Below are 19,654 nucleotides of genomic sequence, written 5' to 3'. Positions count from 1 at the left end.
CTCATTGCGTGTCCGACAGGCGCGGTGCCCGCGGACCGGTTGCGTCGCGCCGGCCCTCGCCGGCGCCCGTCGGCTCAGACGCCGATGTCCATGAGATAGCCCTGCTCGCGCCGGCGGTGCTTCGCCTCGTTCGGGTCCTCGATCTTCGTGGCCGGGGTGACATCGTGCGGCCGGCGGAGGGCGGCGAAGAGCGACGCGATCCACCCGCGGCTGGAGGGGCGCTGGATCGACTGGCTCTGGTACTCGCCGGCGATGTCGTAAAGGCTCATCTCAGTTCCTCCGTGAGTGCCCGGCTCCCCGACCGGTTCGGATGGGTTGAGGGCGGTCTTCTGCCCGATGTCGCTGCCCCAGACTGGAGGGCATTTCTTTCCAGCATGTTAACAAGACCGATTTATCCTTCCGGTTGTGGCAAGATTGAGGCCGGCGCGGGGATTTGTTTCGACGCTGCGGCGCCGCGCGGCCGCATTTGCCGTGTCGGTCCCCGCCACGCGCCCTTCACGAGCCCATCACGGGCCTCCGCCCGGCGGAATCGCCGCGGCCTTGCGGAATCCCGCGTCAGGCTCTATCGCCTGTCAGACTCCAGGAAAGCCCGCCCATGAAGTTTCTCGATCTTGCCAAGGTCTATATCCGCTCCGGTGGCGGCGGCGCGGGCTGTTCGAGCTTCCGGCGCGAGAAGTTCATCGAGTTCGGCGGGCCGGACGGCGGCGACGGGGGCAATGGCGGCTCGGTCTGGGCCGAGGCGGTGGAGGGGCTGAACACGCTCATCGACTTCCGCTACCAGCAGCATTTCTTCGCCAGGAACGGCCAGCCCGGCATGGGCAGCCAGCGGACCGGCAAGTCGGGCGAGGACATCGTGCTGAAGGTGCCGGTCGGCACCGAGATCATCGACGAGGACGAGGAAACGCTGATCGCCGACCTGACCGAGGTCGGGCAGCGGGTGCTGCTCGCCCAGGGTGGCAACGGCGGCTGGGGCAACCTGCGCTTTAAGTCCAGTACCAACCGCGCGCCGAGCCGCGCCAATCCCGGCCAGGAGGGGGTGGAGCGGACGATCTGGCTGAGGCTGAAGCTCATCGCCGATGCCGGCCTCGTGGGGCTGCCGAATGCCGGCAAGAGCACCTTCCTTGCCGCGGTCTCGAATGCCCGGCCGAAGATCGCGGAATATCCCTTCACCACGCTGGTGCCGAACCTCGGCGTCGTCGGGATCGACGGCAAGGAGTTCGTCATGGCCGATATCCCCGGCCTCATTGAGGGCGCGTCGGAGGGCCGCGGCCTTGGCGATCTCTTCCTCGGCCATGTCGAGCGCTGCGCCGTGCTCCTGCACCTCGTCGATGGAACTTCCTCAACGATCGCAAAGGATTACCGGACGATCCTTCAGGAACTCGAGGCCTATTCCGAGGACCTCGTCGCAAAGCCCCGGATCACCGCGCTTAACAAGATCGACGCGCTCGACGCGAGGACGCTCGCGAACCGCCGCCGCAGCCTCGAAAAGGCGTCCGGCGGGGCGGTCTTCGCGATTTCCGGTGTCACCGGCCAGGGCGTTCCGGAGGTGCTGCGCGCGCTTTTCTCGATTATTGCCGAGGGCCGGCGCGAGGCCGCGCCCGAGGAGCGGGAATGGCGACCCTGAGGCCGGACATCGCGGCGGCGCGGCGTCTTGTCGTCAAGATCGGCTCGGCGCTCCTTGTCGACCGCCGCACCGGCCTCAAGCAGGACTGGCTGTCGGCCCTCGCGCTTGACGTGGCCGAGGCGAAGTCGCGCGGCGCCGATGTGGTGCTGGTCTCATCGGGCTCCATCGCGCTGGGTCGCAAGGTCCTGGGCCTGCCCGAGGGCGTGCTGACGCTGGAGCAATCCCAGGCCGCCGCCGCTGTCGGCCAGATCCGCCTTGCCCGCGCCTACGAGGAAGTCCTCGCCCCCCATGGGCTGACCACCGCGCAGGTGCTGGTGACGCTGGAGGACACCGAGGATCGCCGTCGCTACCTCAACTCCCGCGCGACGATGGAGACGCTTCTGGGCCTCGGCGTCGTGCCGATCGTGAACGAGAACGACACGGTCGCGACCGACGAAATCCGCTTCGGCGACAACGACCGTCTGGCCGCGCAGATCGCGGTGACCGTGGGCGCCGACCAGCTGATCCTTCTCTCCGACGTCGACGGCTTCTACACCGCGAACCCGAAGGAAGACCCTGCGGCCACCCGCTTCGACGTGGTTGATACGATCACGCCCGAGATCGAGGCGATGGCGGGCGACCCGATCAGCGGGCTGTCGAAGGGGGGCATGAAGACCAAGCTTCTCGCCGCGAAGACCGCCGTCGCAGGCGGCTGCGCAATGGCGATCATGGAAGGCTCTACCCTCAGGCCGCTGAAGGCCCTGGCCGAAGGCGCGACGCGGACCTGGTTCGTCCCCTCCGCCGACCCGCATGTCGCGCGCAAGCGCTGGATCAACGCGATGAAGCCGAAGGGCGAGCTGATGCTGGACGCGGGCGCCGTTACGGCCCTGCGGGCCGGGAAAAGCCTTCTCCCGGCGGGGGTTACGAAAGTGACCGGCAGCTTCGGCCGCGGTGAGCCGGTGGCGATCCTCAGCCCCGAGGGCGTGGTTCTCGGCAAGGGGCTGGTGCGCTATACTTCCGCCGAGGCCCGCAAGATCGCCGGGCACCGGTCCGGTGAGATCGAGGCGATCCTGGGCTATCAGGGCCGCGCGGCGCTGGTGCACCGGGACGACATGGTGGTCTGAGGGGCCCGGTTTCCGCAAGGAGATCGGACCGGAAATCTAGGAGTTTCTGGCGCGGAGTTTTCGCAAACCCCGCTGCCCGGATGGAAAGGACGCGCAATGGACGGCCCGTTCACCGACCTGATGACCGACATCGGCCAGAAGGCCCGTGCGGCGGCAGCCGAGCTTGCCTGCGCCTCCTCGGAACGCAAGGCCACGGCGCTGATCTCGGCCGCCGATGCGGTCTGGCGACGTCGGCAGGAGATCCTCGACGCGAACGTCCTCGACCTTGACGCAGGCGCCCAGAAGGGCCTGACCCCGGCCATGCTCGACCGCCTGAAGCTGGACGACAACCGCCTGCACGGCATCGTCGACGCGCTGCGCCTGATCGCCGAACAGAAGGACCCGGTGGGCCGAATCCTCGCCGAATGGGACCGCCCGAATGGTCTCCACATCCGGCGCGTCGCCACCCCCCTGGGCGTCGTCGGCGTGATCTACGAGAGCCGCCCGAACGTCACCGCCGACGCGGGCGCGCTCTGCCTCAAGTCCGGCAACGCCGTGATCCTGCGCGGCGGCTCGGAAAGCTTCGAGACCTCCGAGGCGATCCATTCCTGCATGCTCGACGGCCTCAAATCCGCGAACCTCCCCGCAGCGGCGATCCAGTTCATCCCGACCCGGGACCGCGAGATGGTCACGGCCATGCTGCAGGCCACCCAATACATCGACGTCATCGTCCCCCGCGGCGGCAAGGGTCTCGTCGGCCTCGTCCAGCGCGAGGCGCGGGTGCCGGTCTTCGCGCACCTCGAAGGCATCTGCCACGTCTACGCCGACCGCGACGCCGACCTCGACAAGGCCCGCCGCGTGGTCCTGAACGCCAAGACCCGCCGCACCGGCATCTGCGGCGCGGCCGAGTGCCTCCTGATCGACTGGCAGTTCTACACCAAGCACGGGTCCGTCCTGATCGAGGACCTCATCAAGGCGGGCGTCGAGGTCCGCACCGAAGGGGAGCTCCTCAAGATCCCCGGCACCAGGAAGGCTGGGCCCGATGATTTCGGGCGCGAGTTCCTGGACATGATCATCGCGGCCAAGCTTGTGGACGGGGTGGACCAGGCGATCGACCACATCCGCAGATACGGCAGCCAGCACACCGAGGCGATCCTGACCGAGAACGACGCCACCGCCGCGCGGTTCTTCGAGCGGCTCGATTCGGCGATCCTGATGCGCAATGCCTCCACTCAGTTCGCCGACGGCGGCGAGTTCGGCATGGGGGCGGAGATCGGCATCGCCACCGGAAAGCTGCATGCGCGCGGGCCGGTGGGCGCCGAGCAGCTGACGAGCTTCAAGTACCTCGTGACCGGCGACGGCACGATCCGCGCCTGACCCTCAGTAGCGCAGGGCGATGGCGGTGTCCTCGAGCCTGAGCGCGAGGCTGCGGCCCTGCCGCGCAAGCTCCGCGGGTAGGAGCGCGAACTGCACCTGGGCCGCCGTGACCTCGGCGGTTCCGTCACCCCCGAGCCGGTCCCAGAGGGAGGGGTCGAGCTTCAGCCGCGGCGCCTCGGCGCCGATCTGCCAGAGGTCGCCCTCCGTCGTCACCCGGATGCGGCCGCCGAAGGGGAGCGCGCTTTCGAGGCACTGGATCGCGAGGAAGGCGAGCTTCACCTCGGTGCGGGCGGCATCGCCCGCGAGATCCCAGTCGATCTTCAGCCGCCCCCCGTGCGTCATGTCGTCGAGGATCGAGCGCACCTCGGCCCGCGCGACGCCCTGTCCCGGCGCCGCCGCGCCGAATGCGAGGCGGAAGAAGCGGATGCGCGCATTGGCATTGGTGACGCTTTCCGCGATCAGCGCGAGTTCGGGGCCCGCGCCGTTGCCCGACATCATCAGCAGTTCCACCCCGTTGCCGATCGCGCCGAGCGGGCTGATAAGGTCGTGGCAGATGCGCGAGCCGACGAGGGCCACGAGGTCGGACGGTTCACCCGGCATCGGCGGCCTGCGGCAGGGAGGAAAGCCCGTGAACGAGATCCTGGAGCCCGGAATGCTGGTGCGTCATCCCGACTGCCCCGACTGGGGGCTCGGCCAGGTGCAGTCGCGCATCGGCAGGCGGATCACCGTGAACTTCGAACACGCCGGCAAGGTGGTGATCGACGGCGAACGGGTGGCGCTTCGGCTGGTCATCGGCCCCGGGGACTGACTTAAAGGTGTTTCCGGCACGCTAGCACAGCCCAAGGTAGTGTCAACGCGCGCCGCGGGTGCCAGTCGGTTGCAAATGACATGGCCCCCTCCTACAACGCGCAGGCATTCCGAATGACGCGGGTGTGGCAGCGACGATGACCCTCGATACCACGCAGTTCCAGGTGCGCCTGGCCGTGTCCGAGACCGACCTTCTCGCGGCGGAGCGGCTGCGCTACCGGGTCTTCGTCGAGGAACTGGGCGGCGACGGGCCGCTGGTCGATCACGCGGGGCGATTCGAGCGCGACGAGTTCGACCCGGTGATGGATCACCTGATCCTCGTCGACACCACCCGCGACGCGGCGGCGCTCGATCATGTGGTCGGGGCGTACCGGCTCTTGCGCAGCGACCGCGCCGCAGCCTTCGGGCGGTTCTATTGCGACGGCGAATACGACCTCGGCCCCCTGCGCGCGTCCGGGCGGAGGCTCCTGGAGCTTGGCCGCTCCTGCGTCGATGCGGACTACCGGGGCGGTACCGCGATGTTCCTCCTCTGGAACGCGCTCGCGGACTATGTGCTCGACCACGGGGTCGAGGTGCTCTTCGGGGTGGCAAGCTTCCACGGCACGGACGTGGAGGCGCTGAAGCTGCCGCTGTCCTGGCTTCACCACCACCACCTTGCGCCAGAGCCGATCCGGGTGCGGGCACTGCCGGCGCACTACCAGCGGATGGACCTGATCCCGGCCGAGGCGCTCGACCGGCGGGCGGCGATGGTGGCGATGCCGGCGCTGATCAAGGCCTATCTCAGGCTCGGCGGCTTCGTCGGCGATGGCGCCTTCATCGACCAGGCGTTCAACACGACGGACGTCTGCCTGCTGATGGACACGGCGGCGATGAGCGAGCGGCACAAGGGGTTCTACACCCGCAAGCACGAGCCCAGGGCGTGACGACCTGGCGCGAGGCGGAGCCGGCCGACACGGTGCGGATCGGGCCCCCGGGGCTCGTCCTGGCGGTGCTGCGCGGGCTCGTCTTCGGCGCCGTGACCTATGGCGGGCTCGCACTTCTCCTTCTCCTGCGGCTGATCGAGCGCCCGCTCTTCGGCGCGGACCGGCCGCTCACGCCGCATGTCACCCGCACCGTCTGCCGGCTGGCCTTCCCGATCCTGGGGATCCGCTACCGCGTGCGGGGAACGCCGATGCGCCACCGCGGCGCCGTCGTGTCGAACCATGTCTCCTGGCTCGACATCTTCGCGCTGAATGCCTGCCAGACGGTCTACTTCGTCGCCAAGTCCGAGGTTTCCCGCTGGGCCTTCATCGGCTGGCTCGCCCGGGCGACCGGGACGGTCTTCATCGCCCGTGACCCGAAGGAGGCGAAGGCCCAGCAGGCGGTCTTCGAGGCGCGCCTGCGCGCGGGCCACAAGCTGATGTTCTTCCCCGAGGGCACCTCGACCGACGGCCTGCGGGTGATACCCTTCAAGTCCACGCTCTTCGCAGCGTTCTACACCCACGGGCTCGACGAGATCATGCAGGTCCAGCCGGTCAGCCTGGTCTACCGCGCTCCGGACGGCCGGGGGGAGCGGTTCTACGGCTGGTGGGGCGACATGAACTTCGCCAGCCATCTCCTGAAGGTGCTTGCACAATTCCGCCAGGGCTCGGTCGAGGTCGTGTTCCACGACCCGATCGCCGTGGATTCCGTCGCCTCGCGCAAGGACCTCGCCCGGGCCTGCGAGGCAAGCGTGCGGTCGGACCTTCGCACGACGCTCGGCCCGCGTTACCAGGGCTGAGCGTCAGTCGAGCGGCGCGAGGAGGGCGCGCAGCGCGGCAAGCGGGTCATCGGCGCCCCAGATTTCCGGCCCGATGCCGAGGAAGTCGCTGACGGGCGCAAGCTCGGCCACGAGCGCCGGGGTCAGGCCGCCCTCGGCCACGACCGGAACCTCGATCATCTCCGACCACCAGGCGAAGAGGTCGCGGTCCGCCCGCGCGGCCCCGCCCAAGAGCGTCTCGCCCACCGGCCCGAAGGCGACGTAGTCGGCCCCGGCCTCGCCCGCGTTCATCCCCTCGTGCCGGGTCGCGCCGCAATAGGCGCCGACGATGGCATCGGCCCCGAGCGCCTTGCGCGCCTCGCGCACGCTCCGCGCCCCGTCGGTCAGGTGGACGCCGTCGAGCCCGTGCCGCTCGGCAATCCCGAGATGGGTCTCCACCACGATGGCGACGTCGCGGTCATGGGCCACGGCCCGCAAGGCATCGGCGGCGCGCCCGATCCGGTCGGCATCCGCCGTGGCGAGGCCGAAGCGAAGGCAGGCGACATCCGCAGCGTCGAGAACCCGCGCGAGCCGGTCGGGGAAGACCGCGAGGTCGAGGTCGGGCGGGGCGATGAGGTAGATCTGCGGTCGGTCTTGGGCGGCCATGCACGGCTCCGGATCGGCGGTGATCGGCCCCGATTAGCGCAGTTTTGCAGCCTTGGCTACGGGCCCCGGCGCTTCGTTCGTCCCCCGCTGCACACCGGGTCACGCCGCTTGCCGGCCCGTGCGCGAGCGCGTATCAGGCCGCGATGCCAACCGATGCGCTCAAGAACCCGCCCGTGTCCCAGCCCGCCTTCATCCTCGTCCGCCCGCAGATGGGCGAGAACATCGGCGCGGCGGCGCGGGCGATGCTGAATTTCGGGCTCGTCCACATGCGGATGGTGGACCCCCGCGACGGCTGGCCCAACCCGCGCGCGGTCGCCATGGCCTCGGGCGCGGCAGGGCGGGTGCTCGACCATGCCGGCGTCTTCGCGACCCTGCCCGAGGCGGTGGCCGATTGCGCCTATGTCTTTGCCACGACGGCACGGGGGCGCGACCTGACGAAGCCGGTGATGACGCCCGAACGGGCGATGGACCACGCCCGCGCCCTCTCTGCCGCGGGGCGGAAGGTCGCCGTGCTCTTCGGCCCGGAGCGCGCGGGGCTGGAGAACGAGGACGTGGCGCGGGCCAACGCGATGATCTCGGTGCCGGTGAACCCGGATTTTCCCTCGCTGAACCTCGCGCAGGCGGTGCTGCTCTGCGCCTACGAATGGGGCCGGCAGGGGACAGCGGCCGCGCCCGAAGTGCTGGCGCTCGCCGGGACGGAGCTTGCCAGCGCAATCGAGGTCGAGAAACTCGGCGACCACTTCGAGGCGCGGTTGGAGGCGGCGGGGTTCTTCTTTCCCGAGACGAAGGCCGAGGGCATGAAGCTCAACCTCCGCAATCTCTGGAGCCGGATGCCGCTGACGCGCGCGGACGTGCAGACGCTGCACGGGATGCTGCGTCAGCTCCTGCGCCGGCGGGACGGGTAGGGGCGGCGGCCTTGCAGCTTTCGCGGCGCCGGCCTAGTGTCCGCGCGCTTGAACGGAGGCGGCGATGGCAGGCAAGCGCAGCATCTTCGAGGAGGTGGGCGAGGGGGTGACGGTCCCGCTGCCCCCGGTTGGCGGCATGATCGACGAGGGCCGGGGCGGCGCGCGGGGCTGGGTCCGGCTCTGGCTCGTGATCCTCTTCGCGCTCGTCGTGGCGATGATCGCCGTCGGCGGGCTGACGCGGCTGACCGATTCCGGGCTCTCGATCACCGAGTGGCGCCCCGTCACCGGCGCGCTGCCACCCATGAACGAGGCTGACTGGCAGGCGGAATACGCGAAGTACCAGGCGAGCCCCGAGTTCCAGTTGCAGAATCACCAGATGGACCTCGCCGCGTTCAAGGCGATCTACTGGTGGGAATGGGGGCACCGGCAACTCGGCCGCGTCGTCGGGCTGGTCTGGGTGGTGGGCTTCGTCCTCTTCTGGGCGACGAAGCGCATGCCGCCCGGCTGGACCGGAAGGCTCGCCGCGCTCGGCGCGCTCGGTGCGCTGCAGGGGGCGATCGGCTGGTGGATGGTCGCCTCGGGGCTGACGGGCCGGATGGTGGATGTCGCCTCCTACCGGCTGGCCACCCATCTCGGCCTTGCCTTCGTGATCCTCGGTCTCATTGCCTGGTACATGCTCTCCCTCGCGCGGACGGAGCCCGCGCTGCTGCAGGCGCGGCGGTTGCGCGAGGCGCGGCTTTTCTCGCTTGCCACCGGACTGATGCATCTGGCCTTCGTGCAGATCCTTCTCGGCGCCCTCGTCGCGGGGATCGACGCGGGGCGGGCCTTCCCGACCTGGCCGCTGATGGGCGACAGCTTCTTTCCGGCCGATGCCTTCTACCTGCCCGAGGGCGGCCCGGCGGTGCTGGCCATCTTCGAGAACCCCGGCCTCGTGCAGTTCCTCCACCGGATGGCCGGTTACCTCCTCCTTGCCCTCGCGGTGGTGGCCTGGGCGAAGGGCCGGCGGTCGTCGCATCCGGCGACGCGTGCCGCCTTCGCCTGGATGGCGACGGCCGTGTTAGGCCAGGTCGTGCTCGGCATCGTCACCGTTCTCCATGCCGCGCCGCTCGCGCTCGGGCTCGTTCACCAGCTCGGCGCGGTCGCGGTCTGGGTTCTGATCCTGCGCGCCCGGCACCGGGTGCAGTATCCCGTCGCCCAGTCCATCCGGGGGGCAAGATGAGCGCGTTCCGGGACCTCATGGCCTTCCAGCGCGAGACCGAGGCGCTGGCGCAGATCGCCGGTCGGCTCGGCTGGGACCAGGAGACGGTGATGCCCCCGGGCGCGGCCGACCAGCGCGGCGAGGAGATGGCCGCGATCGAGGGCGTGCTGCATGCCCGCCGCACCGATCCGCGCGTCGGCGACTGGCTCTCGCGGGCCGAGGCAACGGATGCGGCCGGGGCGCGGGCGCTTGCGCTCATCGCGCGCACCTACGGGCGCAACGCCGCCGTGCCGGGAAGGCTCGTCTCCGAGATCGCGCGGGTGACGAGCGTCGCCCAGGGCATCTGGGCCGAGGCGCGGGCGCGCAACGACGTGGCCCACTTCCTGCCGACGCTCGAGCGGGTTGTGGCGCTGGTCCACGAGAAGGGTCAGGCGCTGGCGGCGACGGGCTATGGCGGGGGCGATCCCTACGACGCGCTTCTGGACGATTACGAGCCCGAGGCCACGGCCGCGAGCATCGCCGCGATCTTCGACCGGATGCGGCCGCGCCTTGTGGCGCTGCGGGAACGCATTCTCGGCGCGGACCGTCACCCGGCGCCGCTGTCCGGCCATTTCGCCGAGGCGCGGCAGCTCGGGCTCGCCCGCGACCTCGCCACGGCCTTCGGCTACGACTGGAACCGCGGCCGGCTCGACCTCGCGGTGCACCCGTTCTCTTCCGGTTCGGGCAACGACGTGCGGATCACCACGCGGGTGGTGGAGGCCGAGCCCTTCAACTGCTTCTATTCGACGATCCACGAGACCGGCCATGCCGCCTACGAACAGGCCATCGACCAGGCACACCTGATGACACCGCTCGGCGCCGGGGTGTCGATGGGCGTGCATGAAAGCCAGAGCCGGATCTACGAGAACCAGCTCGGCCGCAGCCGGGCCTTCACCCATTGGCTGCACGGCCAGATGCACGCGATCTTCGGCGACTTCGGCGTGGGTTCCCCCGAGGAATTCTACCGCACGGTCAACCGCGTCCAGTCGGGCTTCATCCGCACCGAGGCGGACGAGGTGCACTACAACCTCCACATCATGATGCGCTTCGACCTCGAGCGCGCGCTCTTTTCCGGCGGGCTCGCGGTCGCGGACCTGGAGGACGCCTGGAACACTCGCTTCGCCAGGGACTTCGGCGTGGCGGTGGACAGGCCCGCGAACGGGATGCTTCAGGACGTTCACTGGTCGGTCGGGCTCTTCGGCTATTTCCCGACCTACTCCCTCGGCAACGTCTACGCGGGATGCCTGCACAGGGCGCTCCGTGCCGACCTTCCCGACCTCGACACGGGCCTCGCGCAGGGCGACGCAAGGCCCGCGACGGAGTGGCTGCGCGCCAAGGTGCAGCGCTACGGCGGGCTCTACGCCCCGGCCGAGGTGATCGAGCGGGCCACCGGCGCGGCGCCTTCGGAGGGACCGTTACTCGACTACCTCGAGGCGAAGTTCGGCGCGATCTACGGGCTCTGACGGCCCCCTGGGAAGGCAGGGGGCGCTGCTCCCTGAGCCCCGGAGCATCTGCGCCACGACGAAAGGCGAGGTCAGGACCAGTCCGGCTTGCGCTTGTCGAGGAAGGCGGCGATCCCCTCCTCGGTGTCGCGCCAGAGCATGTTCTCGACCATGACCGCTGCGGCATGGTCGTAGGCGGCCGCGCGCGTCATCTCGATCTGGTCGTAGAAGGCGCGCTTGCCGATCTTCACGGCGGCGCTGAGCTTGGCGGCGACCGTCTCGGCGAGTGCCCGGGTCTCGGCGGCGAGCATCTGCGTGGGCACGACCCGGTTCACGAGCCCGACCTCGGCGGCGCGCTGGGCGTCGATGAACGCGCCGGTCGTCAGCATCTCGAACGCGACCTTGCGGGGCACGTTGCGGCTGAGCGCGACCATCGGGGTGGAGCAGAAGAGGCCGATATTGACGCCGTTGACGCCGAAGCGCGTACCTTCCGCCGCGACGGCCATGTCGCAGGAGGCGACGAGCTGGCAGCCCGCCGCCGTGGCGATGCCGTGGACCTCGGCGATGACCGGCTGGGGCAGGGCGGGGATCATCTGCATCACTTCGGCACAGCGGGCGAAGAGGTCGGCGAAATAGGCGCGCCCCCTGTCGGGGGCGGCGCGGCCCGCCTGCATCTCCTTCAGGTCGTGGCCCGCGCAGAAGGCGCGGCCCTCGCCCTTCAGGATCACCACGCGGGTGTCCCTGTCCTCGCCCAGCCGGGCGAATTCGGCTTTGAGAGCGGCGAGCATCGCGTCGGAGAGCGCGTTGAGGCTTCCCGGGGCGTTCATCGTCAGCGTGGCGATGTGGCCCTCGTCCGTCCGCAACAAGAGATCGGTCATCTTGCCATTCCCTCCCTTTGCGGGAAGCTTACGGGTAGGAAAGCGGAGACGGAAGATGCAGGTGGTGATGACCGAGGCGGAACTGGGCGCCTTCCTCGCGCGGGAGTTTCCACAGGTCGCGGAGGATTTCGTGGTGGAGCGGCTGACCGCGGAGGGGGTCGTGGTGCGGCTGCGTGTCGCCGAACGGCACCTGAGGCCCGGCGGCACCGTCTCGGGCCCCAACATCTTCGCGCTCGCCGACGTGGCCGTCTACCTGGCACTGCTGGCCCGGATCGGGCCGGTGGCGCTCGCCGTCACCACGAACGCGGGAATCGACTTCCTGCGCAAGCCCGAGGCGGGACGCGACCTCATCGGCGAGGCGCGGCTGCTGAAACTCGGCCGGGTGCTGGCGGTGGGAGAGGTCCTGGTGAGGAGCGACGGGCGGGCCGAGCCGGTGGCGCGCGCGAACCTGACCTATTCGATCCCGCCGGCACGCTGAGCCGGCGCGGCAGCGGCTGGAATCGGCCGGCGGGCGTCCGAAAAACTGGGGTATTATGATACCTATTTTGCAGAGCATTGAAATCGATAGGATATTATCCCGCGAAGAGACTTGACGGGCGTGCGGCAATGCAGGAAAAGCCCGCATCCGAATTCGGGGTGCGCAAATGGCGTGCCTCCGACCGCTTCCGAACCCGAAGGGCCAGAGATGAAGACCTATACCGCGAAGCCGGCGGAGATCGAGAAGAAGTGGATCCTGATCGACGCCGAGGGCGTCGTTCTGGGCCGCCTCGCCACGATCGTCGCCAACCGCCTGCGTGGCAAGCACAAGCCGACCTTCACGCCGCACATGGACATGGGCGACAACGTGATCGTCATCAACGCCGACAAGGTGCAGATGACCGGCAACAAGCGCGCCGACAAGCGCTACTACTGGCACACCGGCCACCCGGGCGGGATCAAGTTCCGCACGGCCGAGCAGGTGCTGGAAGGCGCCCATCCCGAACGCGTGGTGATGAAGGCCGTGGAGCGGATGATCAGCCGCAACAAGCTCGGCCGCCAGCAGATGACGCACCTGCGCGTCTATGCAGGCAGCGCCCATCCGCACGAGGCGCAGTCGCCCGAAGTCCTCGACGTGAAGTCGATGAACCCGAAGAACACCCGGAGCGCATGAGATGGCCGACGAAATCAAATCCCTCGACGATCTGAAATCGATCGTCGCCGGCAGCGCCGCCGCGGTCGAGGTCGAAGCGCCCCGCGAGCCGCAGCGTGACAAGTTCGGCCGTTCCTATGCCACCGGCAAGCGCAAGGACGCGGTCGCCCGCGTCTGGATCAAGCCGGGGTCGGGCAAGTTCCTCATCCGCAACAACAAGGGCGAGTTCATCGACTATTCGAAGTACTTCGCCCGTCCGGTGCTGCAGATGATCCTGCGCCAGCCGTTCCAGGTGGCCAATGTCGAAGGTCAGTTCGACGTGATGGCGACGGTGGCGGGCGGCGGGCTTTCGGGCCAGGCCGGCGCGGTCAAGCACGGAATCAGCCGGGCGCTCCAGCTCTACGAACCGAGCCTCCGTCCGGCGCTCAAGGCGGCGGGCTTCCTGACCCGCGACAGCCGCGTGGTCGAGCGGAAGAAGTACGGCAAGGCGAAGGCCCGCCGGTCCTTCCAGTTCTCCAAGCGCTGATCTCGCGCCCCGTTCGGGGCCGACCGCAAGATATGGGGCGCGTCCTGCCGGACGCGCCCTTATTCGTGGAAAGTGCACGGAATCAATCTGTTGCGCTCTGTTGCGCTGCGGACTCGCTCACGCGGATTTGTCCGCGGCCCGGTTGACCCGAGGGCGCGGTCGCCTGCATGGTCGCCGCATTGAGGCAGAAAACCAGAGCAGCAAAATGCCCCTCCAGTCCTACCACAGCTCCCACGGGGGCTTCGATTTCCTTGGCCTGCGCAAGGCCGCGTCCGGCGGAATCGAGATCATCTACGACGACGGCGTCGCCCGGCGGATGATCTGGCGTGTCCGCACGCCGGCCGCCGATCACACCATCGGCGAGGTGCTGCGTTATGCGGTGGACCAGACGCGGGTCCTGCCAGCGCTCTATTCCGAGCTGAAGCGGCGCGCCATCGCGATCGAGGCCGTCGCGGCCTGACGCCGGCGGAGCCTTGTCCCGGCGCGCGGCGTCGGCTCGCTCACAGAAAAAACGGCCGGGCAGAGCCCGGCCGAGGGAACGGGTCCGTCGGGGATGTTCGGGACCCTGAACTCAGCGCCAGAACGGCTCGGCCACCTCGGCCTCGGCCATGAGCGCGTCGAGCCCGGCATCGCGCAGCAGCCGGTCATCCAGCCGCGCCAGCGCGATCCGGCTGCGGCGTCGTCCCGACCATTGCTGCAGCACGCGCACCGCGCGCGACCACGCGGTCAGGCTGCCGGCGGATGCCGGCAGGCCGAACGGGGCGGGGGCGGAGGCCGTGAGGCGGGTCATGGGGCACCTTTGTGTTGATACAAAGCAATTGATCCTGTATTGAATACATACAATGCGGAAAATGGCGCTTCCAGAGGTTCATTGTGCCGGATACAATTTGGCTGCCCGACCTCGACCGCTTCGAGGGTCCGAAATACCTGGCGCTGACCCACGCGCTGCGCGACGCGGTGCGGTCGGGCGCGCTGGCGAAGGGCGACCGGCTGCCGCCGGTGCGCGACCTCGCCTGGCGGCTCGGCATGACGCCCGGCACGGTGGCGCGCGCCTACCAGATCGTGACGCAGGAGGGGATCCTGGAGGCGGTGGTCGGGCGCGGCACCTTCGTCGCGGCCACACGGCCGAAATTCGGGGCGGATCAGGCGCTGCTGGTCGAATCCGTGGGGATATTCGCCCGTCCGAAGGGCGATGATCCGGGGTTGATCGACCTGCGCAGCCCGCAGCTTCCCGACATCGGCCAGAACGCCGCCATTGCCGCCGTGCTCGGGCGTCTCGCGGCGGCCGGCGACTTCGACTATCTCGGCTATCCCGGCCTGAAGCGCGACGGGCCGCTCAGGGCGGCCTACGCGGAGTGGCTCGCGGACCGCGACCTCGGCGCGATCGGCGGCGACGACATCGTCCTGACGCAGGGCGGCCAGAACGCCATCGGGCTCGCGCTGCAATGCTGCCTGAAGGGGCCGCGGCCGCAGGTCCTGCTGGAGGAACTGGCCTATCCGGGCTTCCGCCATGCCGCGCGGCTCAACCGGGCCGAGGTGGTGCCGGTGGCGCTCGACCCTCAGGGCCTTTCGCCCGCCGCGCTGGACGAGGCCTGCCGCCGCAGCGGCGCCCGGATCGTCTGCGTCACCACCGAGGCACAGAACCCCACGACGATGCGGATGCCCGTCGGTCGCCGGCTCGAGATCGTCGCGGTGGCGCGCCACCACGACCTCCAGATCATCGAGGACGACTGCTATTCGGTCGGCCAGGCCAGCGCGCCCGCGCTCCGGGCGCTCGCTCCCGAGCGGACCTGGCATGTCACCTCTATCTCCAAGTCGCTGGCGGCGGGGCTCCGCTTCGGCGCCATCGTCTGCCCTTCCGCGCAGGGCGAATATGCACGCCTCGCCGCCCAGCATTCCTACTTCGGCCTCGCCCGCCCGATCGTGGACCTCATGCTGGCGCTCTTCACCAGCGGCGAGGCGGCGCGTCTTAGGGATGCGGCGCAGGCGGTGCAGGAGCGCCGGCTGGAACTTGCGCTGAACGCGCTCGGCACCTTCGACATCGCCTGGCAGAAGGGGCTCGCCTTCGTCTGGCTTAAGCTGCCGCAGGGCTGGCGCGCCTCCACCTTCATGCGCGAGGCCGAGAGCGCCGGCGTGCTGGTGCGTTCGGCCGACGAATACGCGCTGGTGGACGCCCACGCGCCGAACGCGGTCCGCATCGCCATCGACGGCCGCTCGCCCGAGCCCGCCTTCGTCCGCGCGCTCGACGCGATGGCGCTTCTGCTGCGCAACCCTCCCGGCGACCTGCCGGTCTGAATGATGGTCGGCCGGATCATCGAGACCGCGGCGGATGTCGCGGAGGGTGCGGAATGGCTCGCCGCGCGCGATCCCCGCTTCGCCGCGCTCCTGTCCGAGACCGGCCCGCTGCCGCTCCGCCGCCGCCCGGACGGGTTCGAGGCCCTGCTCGACGCGATTCTCGGCCAGCAGGTTTCCACCGCCTCGGCCGAGGCGATGCGGGCGAAGCTTGAAGACGCCGGTCTGCTTGACGCGGCCGTCCTGGCAAGGGCCGCCGAGGCGGATCTGCGCGCCTGCGGCCTTTCGCGCCAGAAGATCCGCTATGCGCAGGGACTCGCCCGCTTCGGGCTCGACTATGCCGCCCTGCGCCGCGCCGAGGACGAGGCGGTCATTGCCACGCTCGTCGCCATCCCCGGCATCGGACGCTGGACGGCGGAGGTCTACGCGCTGATCTCGCTCGGCCGGGCGGATGTCTTCGCGCCTGGCGACCTGGCGTTGCAGGAGGCGGCACGGATGCTCTTTGACCTGCCGGAGCGGCCCTCGGAACCGGCTCTGCGCGCGATGGCCGAGGACTGGCGGCCCTGGCGAGCTGTTGCGGCGCGTGCGCTCTGGGCCTACTACCGGCTCAGGCGCAAGCGCGAGGGGATCAGGTGACACGCGAGCTCAGATTCGGACGGAAGGCGGCACAGTCGGGCGAGGCGCGGTCGCTCGTCATCTTCCTGCACGGCTACGGCGCCGACGGGGCGGACCTTCTCGGCCTGGCCGATCCGCTCGGGCCGCATCTACCGGACACGGTCTTCGTGGCCCCCGACGCGCCCGAGCCCTGCGCCGGCAACCCCTTCGGGCGGCAATGGTTCCCGATCCCCTGGCTCGACGGGTCGTCCGAGGCGGCGGCGGCCGAGGGCATCGCGCGGTCGTCGGCCGACCTCGACGCCTTCCTCGACGCGCAGCTCGACGTCGAGGGCCTGACGCCGGACCGGCTTGCGGTGATCGGGTTCTCGCAAGGCACGATGATGGCGCTCCACGTCCTGCCGCGCCGGCCGGAGCCCGTTGCGGGGATCGTGGCCTTCTCGGGCCGCCTCCTCCGCCCCGACCTGCTTTCCGCCGAGGCGCTGTCGAAGCCGCCTGTCCTTCTCCTGCACGGCGATCAGGACCAGATGGTCCCCTTCGCCGAGATGGCGGCGGCGGGCCGCGCGCTGACCGAGGCGGGGTTCGAGACCTACGGCCATGTGATGAAGGGCACCGGGCACGGCATCGCCCCGGACGGTCTGTCGGTAGCGCTCGCCTTCCTCACGGACAAGCTGCCCGGCTGACGGCTCAGGCCCAGAGCGCGGGCTCGGCGAATTCGAGCGAATTGCCCGCCGGATCGCGGACATAGATCGACCGCGCGCCGTTCGGCCAGCGGAAGTCGGCCTCAATCGCGACGCCGGCCGCCTCGAGGTGCGCGCGCCACGCGTCGAGCGCCTCGGCGGCGACGGAGAGGCAGTAGTGACCGGGTCCCCTCGCGCCGTGGGCCGGGACGGGCAGGTGCGCCCCAGGCGCGGCCGGGCGTTCGGTCGCCGAGGGATCGAAGACCAGGAGGATCGAGGGCCCGACGCGGAAGAAGACATGCCGGCCAGGCTGGCGGACCACGACCGCGAGTCCCAGCGTGCCCGCGTAGAACGCTTCCGCCGCCGCGAGATCGTTGGCGTAGAGCGCGCTTTCGAGCGTCCCGAGGATCGGTGGAGCATCCATCGTCATTCCCCTGTCACTTTGCCGCGATAGGAGCCTACCGCAAATAGCGGGTCTTGCCAGTGGCGATACGCCAGATATAGTTTGCACAAGCTGGGGCGGGTGCTCCCGCCCCGGGGTCGCAGCAGGCAGACGGGGCGAGGACGGAGTCACCCATGCTGGACAGGGTTCACGACGACGAATTCAGGACGAGCTTCGTCCGCGAGCCTTCTGCCCTGAGGCATTTTCCGGCGCTGGTGCTCAACGCCGATTTCCGTCCGCTCTCCTACTACCCGCTCTCGCTCTGGCCCTGGCAGGAGGCGATCAAGGCCGCCGTGCTCGACCGGGTCACCATCGTCGCGGAGTACGACCAGGTGGTGCGCTCGCAAAGGGCGGCGATCCGAATACCCTCGGTCGTCGTGCTGAAGGACTACGTGAAACCCCAGAAGCGCGTGGCCTTCACGCGCTTCAATCTTTTTCTGAGGGACGAGTTCTGCTGCCAGTATTGCGGCTCGAAGGGCGATCTGACCTTCGATCACGTGGTCCCGAGGTCGCGCGGCGGGGTGACGAGCTGGGACAATGTCGTGGCCGCCTGTTCGCCCTGCAACCTGAGGAAGGCGAACCGGTCGCTGAAACAGTCGGGCCTGTCGCTGCGGCGCCCGCCGCACCAGCCCTCGGCCGAGGAGATGCAGCGCGCCGGCCGGCGGTTCCCGCCGAACTACCTGCACCAAAGCTGGGCCGACTTCCTCTACTGGGATGCCGAACTGGAGGCGTAGACCTAGCCGCACCAGAGGCTGGTGATGATCCCGTCGTAGCCCACCTCGACGTTGAGCCTCGCAGGGGCGTAATCTTCGGTGCGCGCGGTGTCCGGGTAGAGGATGCGCACCGTCCGGCCGACGCCGATGCCTTCGGCCGCCGCGACCGGCGCGCCCACGAGGTTCGAAAGTGCCTTCGCGCCGCAACTGTCCTCTTCGGGCGCCGTCACGCAGGCGGCGGTCGCCAGGATCAGGGCAAGTCCGGCTGATGTCGTATAGCGCATGAGCAGTCCTCGCGGTCAGGGTTTCCGGCCGTCCCGGCGCCCGGCCGGCCGCGACCGAATCCCAAACTCCGCCGCCGCCACGCCGGTTCCCTGCGGACGGCGGCGGAGTTTGGGACAGGTCCGACGCCCGCGCTATTCGACCGGGATCATCAGGTGGGCATAGGGTGTTCCCGCCCACATGACGTAGGGCCGCGCGGTGTCGGGCTGGGCATCCTCGGGATAGCCTGCCATCACATCCATGGCGTTGACGACCATGACATGCGGGCCGGTCTGCACCCAGTTGTTGCCCTCTGACGGCGCCGTTGCGTAGGGATCGGTGTTGCTGGCGTCCGTGCCCCCGGCCAGCATGTACATGAAGCCGACCTTGCCCTTGGGCGGCTCCGTCTTGCCGATCCAGGCCATCGCCCACTCCATCGAGTTCGCATCGCCGCACATCGGGTCCGGTCCCGGAGAGGCGGGATTGTCGGGCATGCACCAGAACCCGTTGGTTCCCTCGCGGAGCGTCTTCATCGCACCGCTGTCGTCCATCGCGTAGATCGTCGCACCGGCTGACACCGCCGCTGGCGCGGCGGATTCGGCGCTCTTGATTAGGTCGGCATCATCCGCAAACACGGCAGAGGCAGCGACAAGGCTGACTGCCGTCACCAGACCACTCGTCACCGTCAAAAGGCTTTCCATGGTGATACCCCGCTTGGTTGGTCCGTCTCACTTGCGACCACCGGTCCGGGGCGCGGTCCCGCCACCGGACCAGCGCGAGACTCATAGCAGAAATGGCCCTTTCCGGCAATTCGGGAGCCTTCCCGCGCGGGGGCTTTACCTCGGCCGACGGCGCTGCGATGGTCGCCCCGACAACAGGGAGCGACATCATGGCCGACGCGTTCTTTCAACCGGTTTCCGGAATGGACCTGCCGCGCTTCGCGGGCATCGCCACCTTCATGCGCCTGCCGCATGTGGCGCCGGGCCATCCGCGCGAAGCGGACGTGCAGATCGGGCTCGTCGGGCTTCCCTGGGACGGCGGCGTCTCGAACCGCCCCGGGCCCCGGCACGCGCCGCGGCAACTGCGCGACTACTCCTCGATGATCCGGGCGCAGCATCCGGTGACGGGTCTCCGGCCCTTTGCGGCGGCCAACTGCGCCGATCTCGGCGACGTCGGCCCGAACCCGGTCGATGGCGGCGACACTCTCGCCCGGTTCGAGCGCTACTTCGCCGGGCTGAGGGCGAAGGGGATACGCCCCCTTTCC

Annotated in this window: 26 protein-coding genes; 18 read left to right on the top strand and 8 right to left on the bottom strand. The window is 69.5% G+C overall.

The genetic code is table 11. The features are described from left to right. Nucleotides 1–74 precede the first annotated feature (74 nt). The gene (locus F9K34_RS09750; protein WP_291336770.1) at nt 75–269 is read right to left on the bottom strand and encodes a hypothetical protein; all 195 of its coding nucleotides are present in this window, start codon (nt 267–269) and stop codon (nt 75–77) included. 326 nt (nt 270–595) lie between these two features. On the opposite strand from F9K34_RS09750, the gene obgE reads away from it, so the two are divergent. From obgE to F9K34_RS09735, 3 genes are all read left to right on the top strand, one after another. Then, nucleotides 596–1,624 (top strand): GTPase ObgE, encoded by a 1,029-nt coding sequence (gene obgE / locus F9K34_RS09745; protein ID WP_291336769.1) that lies wholly within the window; start codon nt 596–598, stop codon nt 1,622–1,624. Continuing rightward, entirely contained in the window at nt 1,612–2,727 is a 1,116-nt protein-coding gene (gene proB / locus F9K34_RS09740) for a glutamate 5-kinase (protein WP_291336768.1), read from the top strand. The genes obgE and proB overlap by 13 nt, the downstream gene beginning before the upstream one ends. A gap of 96 nt (nt 2,728–2,823) precedes the next feature. After that, a complete protein-coding gene (locus F9K34_RS09735; protein ID WP_291336767.1) occupies nt 2,824–4,083 on the top strand; it encodes a glutamate-5-semialdehyde dehydrogenase in 1,260 nt (419 codons plus the stop codon). Between the two features lie 3 nt (nt 4,084–4,086). Here F9K34_RS09735 and F9K34_RS09730 read toward each other — a convergent pair whose 3' ends face one another. Next, nucleotides 4,087–4,683: a histidine phosphotransferase family protein gene (locus F9K34_RS09730; protein ID WP_291336766.1), complete on the bottom strand. Its 597-nt coding sequence runs from the start codon at nt 4,681–4,683 to the stop codon at nt 4,087–4,089. A 28-nt stretch (nt 4,684–4,711) separates the two neighbouring features. On the opposite strand from F9K34_RS09730, the gene F9K34_RS09725 reads away from it, so the two are divergent. From F9K34_RS09725 to F9K34_RS09715, 3 genes are all read left to right on the top strand, one after another. After that, nucleotides 4,712–4,891 (top strand): DUF3553 domain-containing protein, encoded by a 180-nt coding sequence (locus tag F9K34_RS09725; RefSeq protein WP_291336765.1) that lies wholly within the window; start codon nt 4,712–4,714, stop codon nt 4,889–4,891. Between the two features lie 136 nt (nt 4,892–5,027). Continuing rightward, nucleotides 5,028–5,813 carry a GNAT family N-acetyltransferase gene (locus tag F9K34_RS09720; RefSeq protein ID WP_291336764.1) on the top strand — a complete coding sequence of 262 codons (786 nt, stop codon included), beginning with the start codon at nt 5,028–5,030 and terminating at the stop codon, nt 5,811–5,813. After that, nucleotides 5,810–6,649: a lysophospholipid acyltransferase family protein gene (locus F9K34_RS09715; RefSeq protein WP_436405728.1), complete on the top strand. Its 840-nt coding sequence runs from the start codon at nt 5,810–5,812 to the stop codon at nt 6,647–6,649. The genes F9K34_RS09720 and F9K34_RS09715 overlap by 4 nt, the downstream gene beginning before the upstream one ends. Before the next feature lie 3 nt (nt 6,650–6,652). Here the strand turns inward: F9K34_RS09715 and F9K34_RS09710 are convergent, their stop codons facing one another. Next, the gene (locus tag F9K34_RS09710; protein WP_291336763.1) at nt 6,653–7,273 is read right to left on the bottom strand and encodes a thiamine phosphate synthase; all 621 of its coding nucleotides are present in this window, start codon (nt 7,271–7,273) and stop codon (nt 6,653–6,655) included. Between the two features lie 143 nt (nt 7,274–7,416). On the opposite strand from F9K34_RS09710, the gene F9K34_RS09705 reads away from it, so the two are divergent. The 3 genes from F9K34_RS09705 to F9K34_RS09695 all read left to right on the top strand — a co-directional run bounded on the left by F9K34_RS09705 (nt 7,417) and on the right by F9K34_RS09695 (nt 10,878). After that, complete coding sequence (locus F9K34_RS09705; protein ID WP_291336762.1) at nt 7,417–8,178, top strand: RNA methyltransferase; 762 nt, start codon at nt 7,417–7,419, stop codon at nt 8,176–8,178. Nucleotides 8,179–8,242: 64 nt separating this feature from the next. Next, the gene (ctaA, locus tag F9K34_RS09700; RefSeq protein ID WP_291336761.1) at nt 8,243–9,397 is read left to right on the top strand and encodes a heme A synthase; all 1,155 of its coding nucleotides are present in this window, start codon (nt 8,243–8,245) and stop codon (nt 9,395–9,397) included. Beyond that, on the top strand, nt 9,394–10,878 hold the full coding sequence (locus F9K34_RS09695; protein ID WP_291336760.1) for a carboxypeptidase M32: 1,485 nt from the start codon (nt 9,394–9,396) through the stop codon (nt 10,876–10,878). The genes ctaA and F9K34_RS09695 overlap by 4 nt, the downstream gene beginning before the upstream one ends. Nucleotides 10,879–10,949: 71 nt before the next feature. Here the strand turns inward: F9K34_RS09695 and F9K34_RS09690 are convergent, their stop codons facing one another. After that, a complete protein-coding gene (locus tag F9K34_RS09690; RefSeq protein ID WP_291336759.1) occupies nt 10,950–11,735 on the bottom strand; it encodes an enoyl-CoA hydratase in 786 nt (261 codons plus the stop codon). A gap of 55 nt (nt 11,736–11,790) precedes the next feature. Between F9K34_RS09690 and F9K34_RS09685 the strand changes: the two genes are divergently transcribed. The 4 genes from F9K34_RS09685 (at nt 11,791) to F9K34_RS09670 (ending at nt 13,850) form a co-directional block, all read left to right on the top strand. Then, complete coding sequence (locus tag F9K34_RS09685; RefSeq protein WP_291336758.1) at nt 11,791–12,213, top strand: PaaI family thioesterase; 423 nt, start codon at nt 11,791–11,793, stop codon at nt 12,211–12,213. Nucleotides 12,214–12,420: 207 nt separating this feature from the next. Then, the gene (gene rplM, locus F9K34_RS09680) at nt 12,421–12,885 is read left to right on the top strand and encodes a 50S ribosomal protein L13 (protein ID WP_291336757.1); all 465 of its coding nucleotides are present in this window, start codon (nt 12,421–12,423) and stop codon (nt 12,883–12,885) included. Between the two features lies 1 nt (nt 12,886). Beyond that, nucleotides 12,887–13,390 carry a 30S ribosomal protein S9 gene (rpsI, locus tag F9K34_RS09675; RefSeq protein WP_291336756.1) on the top strand — a complete coding sequence of 168 codons (504 nt, stop codon included), beginning with the start codon at nt 12,887–12,889 and terminating at the stop codon, nt 13,388–13,390. A gap of 205 nt (nt 13,391–13,595) precedes the next feature. After that, the gene (locus tag F9K34_RS09670; RefSeq protein WP_291336755.1) at nt 13,596–13,850 is read left to right on the top strand and encodes a hypothetical protein; all 255 of its coding nucleotides are present in this window, start codon (nt 13,596–13,598) and stop codon (nt 13,848–13,850) included. Between the two features lie 111 nt (nt 13,851–13,961). Here F9K34_RS09670 and F9K34_RS09665 read toward each other — a convergent pair whose 3' ends face one another. Then, nucleotides 13,962–14,180: a DUF1127 domain-containing protein gene (locus F9K34_RS09665; RefSeq protein WP_291336754.1), complete on the bottom strand. Its 219-nt coding sequence runs from the start codon at nt 14,178–14,180 to the stop codon at nt 13,962–13,964. 83 nt (nt 14,181–14,263) lie between these two features. Here F9K34_RS09665 and F9K34_RS09660 point away from each other — a divergent pair, with 83 nt between their 5' ends. The 3 genes from F9K34_RS09660 to F9K34_RS09650 are packed head-to-tail and all read left to right on the top strand — an operon-like array spanning nt 14,264 to nt 16,977. Then, a complete protein-coding gene (locus tag F9K34_RS09660) occupies nt 14,264–15,685 on the top strand; it encodes a PLP-dependent aminotransferase family protein (protein WP_291336753.1) in 1,422 nt (473 codons plus the stop codon). Next, entirely contained in the window at nt 15,686–16,318 is a 633-nt protein-coding gene (locus tag F9K34_RS09655; RefSeq protein WP_291336752.1) for a DNA-3-methyladenine glycosylase family protein, read from the top strand. Continuing rightward, nucleotides 16,315–16,977, top strand: coding sequence for an alpha/beta hydrolase (locus tag F9K34_RS09650; RefSeq protein WP_291336751.1), 663 nt, complete (start codon nt 16,315–16,317; stop codon nt 16,975–16,977). Before F9K34_RS09655 ends, F9K34_RS09650 begins: the two co-directional genes overlap by 4 nt. 4 nt (nt 16,978–16,981) lie before the next feature. On the opposite strand, the gene F9K34_RS09645 is transcribed toward F9K34_RS09650, so the two are convergent. Beyond that, the gene (locus F9K34_RS09645) at nt 16,982–17,398 is read right to left on the bottom strand and encodes a VOC family protein (protein WP_291336750.1); all 417 of its coding nucleotides are present in this window, start codon (nt 17,396–17,398) and stop codon (nt 16,982–16,984) included. Nucleotides 17,399–17,550: 152 nt separating this feature from the next. On the opposite strand from F9K34_RS09645, the gene F9K34_RS09640 reads away from it, so the two are divergent. After that, nucleotides 17,551–18,150 (top strand): HNH endonuclease, encoded by a 600-nt coding sequence (locus tag F9K34_RS09640; RefSeq protein WP_291336749.1) that lies wholly within the window; start codon nt 17,551–17,553, stop codon nt 18,148–18,150. A gap of 2 nt (nt 18,151–18,152) precedes the next feature. Here F9K34_RS09640 and F9K34_RS09635 read toward each other — a convergent pair whose 3' ends face one another. Both F9K34_RS09635 and F9K34_RS09630 read right to left on the bottom strand, forming a co-directional pair. After that, nucleotides 18,153–18,413, bottom strand: a complete 261-nt coding sequence (locus tag F9K34_RS09635; RefSeq protein WP_291336748.1) for an I78 family peptidase inhibitor — start codon at nt 18,411–18,413, stop codon at nt 18,153–18,155. Nucleotides 18,414–18,545: 132 nt separating this feature from the next. Beyond that, a complete protein-coding gene (locus tag F9K34_RS09630) occupies nt 18,546–19,091 on the bottom strand; it encodes a hypothetical protein (protein WP_291336747.1) in 546 nt (181 codons plus the stop codon). Between the two features lie 188 nt (nt 19,092–19,279). Between F9K34_RS09630 and F9K34_RS09625 the strand changes: the two genes are divergently transcribed. After that, on the top strand, nt 19,280–19,654 hold a 375-nt coding region (locus F9K34_RS09625), incomplete at its 3' end, for an arginase family protein (protein WP_291336746.1).

Origin of the sequence: Albidovulum sp., from assembly GCF_008933605.1 — a bacterium.
Taxonomy (GTDB): Bacteria; Pseudomonadota; Alphaproteobacteria; order Rhodobacterales; family Rhodobacteraceae; genus Albidovulum.
Note: the sequence above shows the minus strand (reverse complement) of the source record. Positions and strands in the feature narration are given on the sequence as shown.